We start from the raw sequence: 7,132 nt of genomic DNA on the forward strand, positions 1-7,132 counted from the left end.
AATATAATATTAAAATCATTAATTATACTTATTTTTATACTCTCGCTATTGTGCGCTCACTGTATTGAATCATTACGATGAGGTGAGCTGTGAATGTGTGGATTTTGCTACAAGGTTTTGGCTTAGGTGCAACGATGATTATTCCTATTGGTGCACAAAATGCCTATGTGCTAAACCAAGGAATTAAGCGCAACCACCACTTAACGACAGCGACCATCTGTAGTCTACTGGATGTGATGTTTATTTCTCTGGGTATATTTGGTGGCGGTGCCCTACTCTCAAGTAACGAAGTCTTACTGACCTCGGTTACCTTAGGTGGCGTTGCTTTTCTCTCATTTTATGGATTTCTTTCTTTAAGGAGTGCCTTCACTTCAACAAGCACTAATGAATCGGATGGAGAGGTGATCGCACGTGGTAAACGGACGGTTATTTTGGGCGCATTGGCCGTTACTGTGCTTAACCCACATTTATATTTAGATACGGTTGTAATTTTGGGATCGATTGGGGGTCAGTTTGAAGGCCATGATCGCATCGCGTTTGCGCTAGGAACCATGATGGCCTCTTTTGTATGGTTTTATTCTTTATCAATTGGTGCTGCGCAACTGGGGCCAACGCTCTCAAAGCCTAACGTGAAGAAAGGAATAGATATGGCCGTGGCTGCAATGATGTTTAGCATCGCCTTTATCCTTGCAAAAGGGCTGGCAATTCAATATCTGATGTAAGTGTAACCAACAAAAAGAAAGGGCATGAACTGAATAATCATTTCATGCCCTTTTCACTTGATTGAAAATGAATTAATTCACTTTATTCAGATGAACATCCATTTGTGGGAATGGGATCTCAATACCTTCTTTATCCAACTCTTCTTTGATGGCTTGCAACAAATCAAAATAAACAGCCCAATAATCGGCCGTTTTCACCCAAGGGCGAACCACAAAATTGACTGAAGACTCAGCCAAAGCAACGACACCAATCGTTGGCGCTGGATCTTGCAACAAACGAGGCTCTGCTGCGATCACTTTAGCCAGCACTTCTTTGGTCTTTTGCAGATTGGACTTATAAGAAACACCAATCACCAAATCAATACGACGAGTATCATGGCGTGAATAGTTGACAATTGGGCCACTGATGATCGAACCATTAGGCACAATCACCATTTTATTGTCAGGCGTGCGCAGTACTGTTGAAAAAATTTGAATCGATTCAACCGATCCAGCGGTACCACTCACTTCGACGTAATCACCGGATTTGAATGGACGGAATGCCACAATCAACACGCCCGCCGCGAAGTTTGATAGGGATCCTTGTAGCGCTAAACCAACCGCCAATCCAGCCGCACCAATAATGGCCACAACAGACGCTGTTTGTACACCAATGCGTCCTAAAGCGGCAATTAATACCACCACAAATAGCGTATAGCGGACTAAACCATGAACAAACTCAACAACTGCTTTGTCCATGTCTTTCTTTTTCAGAGCCTTGGCAACGCTTCCAGCCACAGCTTTCACTATGATGTTACCAATAAACAGAATCAGGATAGCCGAAATAATATTGACGCCGTACTGGATCAAAAGATCTGAATTATTGGTTAGCCAAGCATTAGCTTGCGCTAGACTGTCCACTAATGGAGCTTCGATGCCCATTGATTCACCTGACATATTGCATTTCCTCTTTATAAAATCATTTTAAATGTTGTTGTTACCACTGAACATCAAAGACAAAAAAACGACTGACAATAAACCGTCAGTTTTTTGGCACAATATCTCACTTTGGTTATTTTGCAAAGTCAGCTTTATGTAAATACTGATAAAACAAATAGTTACCCGTAAGTGTTAATATGAACTTGTTAGAGGTTAAGCAATATTTAAACAATTCGCCAGTCATTTTGGCTGAATTTCGCCATAAAAAAACCCGCTCATTGAGCGGGTTCATCACTTAGTTCAGAGAAGTGAAATTATAGTACGTCGATCGCATTAAGGTCAGCGAAAGCTTTCTCTAAACGAGCAACCATCGATGCTTGACCAGCACGTAGCCATACGCGTGGATCGTAGTATTTCTTGTTTGGCGCAGATTCACCCGTAGGGTTACCAATTTGACCTTGTAGGTAATCATGGTTTGCTGCTTCGTACTGACGGATACCGTCCCAAGTTGCCCACTGAGTATCAGTATCGATGTTCATTTTGATAACACCATAGCTGATTGACTCTTTGATCTCGGCTTCAGAAGAACCAGAACCACCGTGGAATACGAAGTTTAGAGAGTTCGCTGGAAGGCCAAATTTCTCAGAAACATACGCTTGTGAATCACGTAGGATAGTTGGAGTCAGTACCACGTTACCCGCTTGGTAAACACCGTGCACGTTACCGAAAGAAGCGGCGATAGTGAAACGGTGGCTCACTGCGCTCAATTTCTCGTAAGCGTAAGCTACGTCTTCAGGAGAAGTGTACAGCTCAGATGAATCCATGTCTGAGTTGTCAACGCCGTCTTCTTCACCACCAGTACAACCGAGTTCGATCTCGATAGTCATACCCATTTTAGCCATACGCTCTAGGTATTTCGCACAAGTTTCAACGTTCTCTTCTAGAGACTCTTCAGAAAGATCTAGCATATGTGAAGAGAATAGAGGCTTACCAGTTTGAGCAAAGAACTCTTCTCCTGCGTCTAGTAGACCGTCGATCCAAGGAAGTAGTTTCTTCGCAGCGTGGTCAGTGTGAAGAATAACCGGCACACCGTAAGTTTCTGCTACAGCGTGAACGTATTTCGCGCCAGCAACTGCACCTAGGATTTGTGCACCTTGACCTTCAAGTTTAACGCCTTTACCAGCAAAGAAAGCCGCGCCACCGTTAGAGAACTGAACAACCACTGGCGCTTTAACTTTAGATGCAGCTTCAAGTACCGCATTGATTGAGTCAGTGTTTACTACGTTTACTGCTGGAAGTGCAAAGTTATTTTGTTTTGCAACTTCAAATACTTTCTGTACGTCATCGCCAGAAATTACGCCTGGTTTTACGAAATCGAAGATCTTAGACATTGATTTGATCCTATTTTTTCTATCGTTTTAAAAATAAAACAGTTAAGTTTAAATTCTTGCAAACGTTTGCTCACAACTGGCGTCATTCTAGCAGAATAAAAACGCACGTGCAGCAAACAAGAAAGCGGGAATCACTCCCGCTTTCATTCGTCATTAAGCTTTCGCGCGTGCTTCTAGCATTTCAACCGCTGGTAGTACTTTACCTTCAACAAACTCAAGGAACGCACCGCCACCGGTAGAGATGTAAGATACATCCGCTTTGATACCGAACTTGTCGATTGCCGCTAGTGTGTCACCACCACCAGCCACTGAGAAACCTGCAGATTTCGCAATCGCTTCAGAGATACCTTTTGTACCTGCTTCGAAGTTTTTGAATTCAAATACGCCAACAGGACCGTTCCATAGAATGGTTTTTGCGTTAGCGATGATTTCAGCCAGTTGCGCGGTTGAGTCTGGACCTAGGTCGAAAATCATATCGTCATCTTGAACATCCGCCACGTTTTTGATTTCCGCTGCTGCGTTTTCATCAAAGGCTTTTGCACAAGCAACATCTGTTGCTACTGGAATAGAACACTCTTTCATCAACTTTTTAGCCGTTTCAAGCAAGTCTGCTTCATATAGAGACTTACCTACGTTGTGGCCTGCTGCTGCAATGAAAGTATTGGCAATACCACCACCAACAACCAGTTGGTCAGCAATTTTAGATAGCGATTCTAGAACCGTTAGTTTAGTAGACACTTTTGAGCCACCAACGATAGCCACTAATGGACGCTCTGGGTTATCCATGGCTTTGCCTAGTGCTTCAAGTTCTGCTGCCAATAGTGGACCAGCACAAGCGATAGGGGCTTGCATACCAATGCCGTGAGTTGAGGCTTGTGCACGGTGAGCCGTACCAAATGCATCCATCACAAATACGTCGCAAAGAGCGGCGTATTTTTTAGATAGCTCTTCTTCGTTCTTTTTCTCGCCTTTGTTGAAGCGAACGTTTTCTAGAACAACAAGCTCACCTGCGTTTAGATCTAGACCATCTAGGTAATCTTTTGCCAGTTTCACTTCGCAATCTAGCGCGTCGTTTAGGTAATTAACCACTGGTAGTAGAGAGAACTCTTCCGCGTATTCGCCTTCAGTTGGACGACCTAGGTGAGAAGTAACCATCACTTTAGCGCCTGCCGCTAGGCAGTGCTGAATTGTTGGTAGCGATGCAAGAATACGTGCATCAGAAGTTACTTTGCCATCTTTCACTGGTACGTTTAGGTCAGCACGGATAAATACGCGTTTACCTGCTAGGTCCAGGTCGGTCATCTTGATTACAGACATGGTTTGTCCTCTCAAATATTAATAAATAAAGTTTTTGGAAACCCGGCAACCTTGCCGAGCCTATAAATTCTTCAAACTGGTTATCGATATGGAGATTTGAGTTATTTATTTCAAGACTGAAAATAAATAAATCTCCATCATCCTGCTACTACTCGGATGCTTGCATTGCGAGTGCCGTATCCAGCATGCGATTCGCAAAGCCCCATTCGTTATCACACCAAACGAGCATTTTAACAAGCTGCCCGTTGCTCACTCTTGTTTGTGAGCCATCAACAATCGCACTATGGGGATCGTGGTTAAAGTCGATGGAAACAAGCGGAGCTTCAGTATAGTCAACAATGCCACGTAATGTACACTGAGATGCGTTAACAATGGTTTGATTTACGTCATTAACTTTCACATTCGTATTAATTGTGACGCTCAAATCCATCGCGGTGACATTAACTGTCGGTACGCGCACTGATATCGCTTCAAATTTGTTAGAAAATTTCGGAAAGATCCTTTCAATTCCTTTGTGCAACTTGGTGTCCACTGGAATGATGGATTGGCTTGCGGAACGTGTTCGACGCAAATCGGTGTGGTAGGCATCGATCACTTGTTGATCATTCATTGACGAGTGAATGGTGGTAATGGTTCCTGAATCGATACCAAACGCTTCATCAAGCACTTTAATAATCGGTACAATGCAGTTGGTGGTACAGGATCCGTTTGACACAATGCGGTGTTCTGCGGTTAGCGTCTCATGGTTGACCCCATAAATGATTGTATTATCCAGATCATGTGAGCCGGGATGTGAAAAGAGTACCTTCTTTGCGCCTGCCTCAATGTGCTCCAAACCATCGGCTTTTGAGCCATACACACCCGTGCAGTCGAGCACAATATCAACGCCTAAATCGCGCCATGGCAGAAGTTTGATTTCACTAAGGTGCAAAATTCGAATCGAGTCATGCTCACCCAACCCGTGATGAACATAGATATGCTCTTGATCATTGGTGATCTTTTTACCAAATCGACCATGAGTAGTGTCGTATTGCAGTAGGTGCGCCATCGCATCAGGTAGCGCCAGCTCGTTGACCGCCACCACTTTTATCTGCTGACTTTTTCCACTTTCATATATCGCACGCAGCACGTTGCGCCCGATACGCCCAAAGCCATTGATTGCTACCCTCAGCATCTTATCTCGCCTATCTCGCCCTGATTGGTTGGAAATAGTAACCGATACTCAGTGATTTGGCACGGTGATCCACTGCAATAAATGATAACGCTCAACATCAGCGGATAGGCGCGATAAACCGCTTAATCGCCCGTTCTGCTCAATTGGAGAGGGATTTCTAGCGTTACTACTAACCTATTCCGACAAAAAGAAATATCATACGCTCTGTTTTCCTGTGCCAACCCAACAACCATCAGCACTAACTCTCCACGCAGAGGCGTTAGCTCGCCGTCTTCGATGTCGTGGTTTTTGCCACATGATGAAAAGGAAAAGGATGATGTTCGCAAGCGCTGCTTTCACACTCTTTATTCAAATCTTGCTTGTCGCCGCACTGGCTGCGGGGGCTGGGGCTCTGCTCTCCATCCCACTTTCTGAAATGTTTATTGCCGCGGGTTTAATTATTGTGCTGCACAAGAAGCGTTGGCTGACCCTTCATACCCCGCCATGGCTGCTGCTGTTTGTGCAAGTGGTGCTTGGGATCAGTGTCGGCGCGACCATCAGTTTGAGCGAGCTAGGCACCAGCTTAACCTTGCCGGTGATCGTGGGTTTGGTGTGCTGTTTAACGCTGCAAATCATCAGTAGCTATTTGTGGCTCACCAAAAAAGAGGGCTGGACGCCGTTTGAATCTCTACTCGGTGCCGTACCGGGTGCCATGGCTGCGATTTTGCTGATCAGCGAATCAAGCGAAAAGCCTTCCGCCAAAGTGGTCTATTCCCATTCTGTGCGCCTGATGATCCTCACTTTGTTGGCGCTGTTGATCTCCAACAGTGCGCCGGATAGCGCATCCGTAGACGGCAGCTTGACTGTTTACGCTTGGCTTATTTTCTTGGCTCTGGCGCTGATGAGTTTGCTACTGGGTAAAGCTTCCACCTTACTCGGCATTCCTGCGCCTTATATGTTGGCTGCGTTACTCATCACCGCCAGCTTTAATGGCTTTACCACCGGCATTGATATGCAACTGCCGAAATGGATGGTGATATTCGCCACCGCTTTACTCGGCATTTTGATCGGCTCACGCATTGCCGATACCACACTGCGCGAAGCCATGGCGTATTCCCGCGCAGGGGTGATGGTCACCATGATTGGCCTTTTGGTCGCGGTGGGTGTCTCCGGTGTCTTTTCTATTTTGATCGATAAATCATGGGTCGTGCTGCTGCTTTCTTGGGTTCCCGGCAGTGTAGAAGCCATGACCGCTGTCGCCTTACTGCTCGGAATGGAGCCCGCGTTTGTGATGATTAACCACGCTCTGCGCCTGTTGTTGCTCTACTCACTGCCCGCCATGCTGAAAAAGCAGTTGGAGGAGTTGAGGGGGAGATGATGGGGATTCTTGAGTAAGAGCTAGCTAGTGGATGGGGTTAGCTTAGTGTTGTTCATTTCTTGCTAGTTCTACTAATGCAACAAATCTTTTTATCATACTTTTTCTAATGGATAAGCTAATGGCAAAGCTAAAGTTATCCCCCTCTCCAGTGGTGCAATTAATTGTGCAGCATTTTGTTTCTTATTAAGTGTTGATCTCTTTCAAAGTAAGTCTTCCCAAATGATGATAAACAGTATGCGCCCCATGATCCCAC

Annotated in this window: 6 protein-coding genes; 2 read left to right on the plus strand and 4 right to left on the minus strand. The window is 45.0% G+C overall.

The window, feature by feature from the left end; all coding sequences use genetic code 11:
- Window positions 1–89: 89 nt before the first annotated feature.
- The gene (locus tag VOR_RS0116265) at window positions 90–722 is read left to right on the plus strand and encodes a LysE/ArgO family amino acid transporter (RefSeq protein ID WP_010320744.1); all 633 of its coding nucleotides are present in this window, start codon (window positions 90–92) and stop codon (window positions 720–722) included.
- A 72-nt stretch (window positions 723–794) separates the two neighbouring features.
- Here VOR_RS0116265 and mscS read toward each other — a convergent pair whose 3' ends face one another.
- The 4 genes from mscS to epd all read right to left on the minus strand — a co-directional run bounded on the left by mscS (window position 795) and on the right by epd (window position 5,522).
- Entirely contained in the window at window positions 795–1,658 is an 864-nt protein-coding gene (gene mscS, locus VOR_RS0116270) for a small-conductance mechanosensitive channel MscS (protein ID WP_010320745.1), read from the minus strand.
- A gap of 296 nt (window positions 1,659–1,954) precedes the next feature.
- The gene (gene fbaA / locus VOR_RS0116275) at window positions 1,955–3,031 is read right to left on the minus strand and encodes a class II fructose-bisphosphate aldolase (protein WP_010320746.1); all 1,077 of its coding nucleotides are present in this window, start codon (window positions 3,029–3,031) and stop codon (window positions 1,955–1,957) included.
- 153 nt (window positions 3,032–3,184) lie between these two features.
- On the minus strand, window positions 3,185–4,348 hold the full coding sequence (locus VOR_RS0116280) for a phosphoglycerate kinase (RefSeq protein WP_010320747.1): 1,164 nt from the start codon (window positions 4,346–4,348) through the stop codon (window positions 3,185–3,187).
- 148 nt (window positions 4,349–4,496) lie between these two features.
- Entirely contained in the window at window positions 4,497–5,522 is a 1,026-nt protein-coding gene (epd, locus tag VOR_RS0116285; protein WP_010320748.1) for an erythrose-4-phosphate dehydrogenase, read from the minus strand.
- Between the two features lie 316 nt (window positions 5,523–5,838).
- On the opposite strand from epd, the gene VOR_RS0116290 reads away from it, so the two are divergent.
- Complete coding sequence (locus tag VOR_RS0116290) at window positions 5,839–6,879, plus strand: AbrB family transcriptional regulator (protein ID WP_010320749.1); 1,041 nt, start codon at window positions 5,839–5,841, stop codon at window positions 6,877–6,879.
- Window positions 6,880–7,132: the final 253 nt, after the last annotated feature.

It is taken from the genome of Vibrio ordalii ATCC 33509 (genome assembly GCA_000257205.1).
GTDB classification, from domain to species: domain Bacteria; phylum Pseudomonadota; class Gammaproteobacteria; order Enterobacterales; family Vibrionaceae; genus Vibrio; species Vibrio ordalii.

Excerpts from the sequence above, each read along its gene's own strand:
- VOR_RS0116290 (WP_010320749.1), top strand. The coding sequence starts at position 5,839 with ATGTTCGCAAGCGCTGCTTTCACACTCTTTATTCAAATCTTGCTTGTC.
- epd (WP_010320748.1), bottom strand. The coding sequence starts at position 5,522 with ATGCTGAGGGTAGCAATCAATGGCTTTGGGCGTATCGGGCGCAACGTG.
- fbaA (WP_010320746.1), bottom strand. The coding sequence starts at position 3,031 with ATGTCTAAGATCTTCGATTTCGTAAAACCAGGCGTAATTTCTGGCGAT.
- mscS (WP_010320745.1), bottom strand. The coding sequence starts at position 1,658 with ATGTCAGGTGAATCAATGGGCATCGAAGCTCCATTAGTGGACAGTCTA.
- VOR_RS0116280 (WP_010320747.1), bottom strand. The coding sequence starts at position 4,348 with ATGTCTGTAATCAAGATGACCGACCTGGACCTAGCAGGTAAACGCGTA.